This is a genomic window from Vibrio sp. 10N.222.46.A1 (assembly GCF_041473595.1).
Taxonomy (GTDB): Bacteria; Pseudomonadota; Gammaproteobacteria; order Enterobacterales; family Vibrionaceae; genus Vibrio; species Vibrio tasmaniensis_A.
On the sequence record NZ_JBFRSN010001760.1, the window covers coordinates 1 to 779 of the forward strand.

Here is a 779-nt window from a genome sequence, read left to right on the forward strand (position 1 = left end):
TGCGGCGCTTTTTGCAATAGTGAAGGCAGCCACTCTTACGGTGATGCGGGTGTTGGTATGCAGATGGAATAAAAAGCCGACGAATGTGTTTTTCGACTTTGATCTCAAAGACTGCGATATCAACGTAGTCAGTATGAATCAACATCAATGGGGATGACAATGTTTGAAAGCATCAGCAACGCACAAGGGACTTGGTTTTCGACCTATCGTGAAAGAACGGGCCAAAAGGGTTTTCTGACGTACATGTTCTGATGTGTAAGGCGGGAACGGTTCGTTATCCCACAAGGGGAACTTGGTGGACCACTTTAAGTAAGTGATGCCACAAATGAGCAAAGAGTGTGGTTATCTTCTTTACTCCCGACGTGTTCGTTTTATGGACTCAGTTAGGCTAAACCACGAGTATTAGCAAGAGCATCTTTTCGTTGTTGACTAAGGTAAGCTCCGTGATGTTTTTAGCTGAGCGCCTCACTAACCCGCTCGTGAGTATAACCATAATCTAAAGCCCAGCGATGGAGATCTTCAATCGACATAGGTTTAGCGTAATAGTAACCTTGATGTTGAAAGACGCCTCTTAATAAAAGCCCGTTAGCTTCAAGCTTATTTTCAACCCCTTCCGCTACTAGATTCATTTCTAACTGCTTAGCCATTTTAATATACCCATCTAGAACAGCGGATTTTCCTTCATCAATGGAGCGTGTAAACATTTTGTCTATTTTGATGAAGGAAAATCCGCTGTTCTAGATGGGTATATTAAAATGGCTAAGCAGTTAGAAATGAAT

General features: G+C 42.4%; 1 protein-coding gene. It reads right to left on the bottom strand.

The window, feature by feature from the left end; genetic code table 11:
- Nucleotides 1-452: 452 nt before the first annotated feature.
- Nucleotides 453-704 (bottom strand): EAL domain-containing protein, encoded by a 252-nt coding sequence (locus tag AB4496_RS29205; protein ID WP_372133619.1) that lies wholly within the window; start codon nucleotides 702-704, stop codon nucleotides 453-455.
- Nucleotides 705-779: the final 75 nt, after the last annotated feature.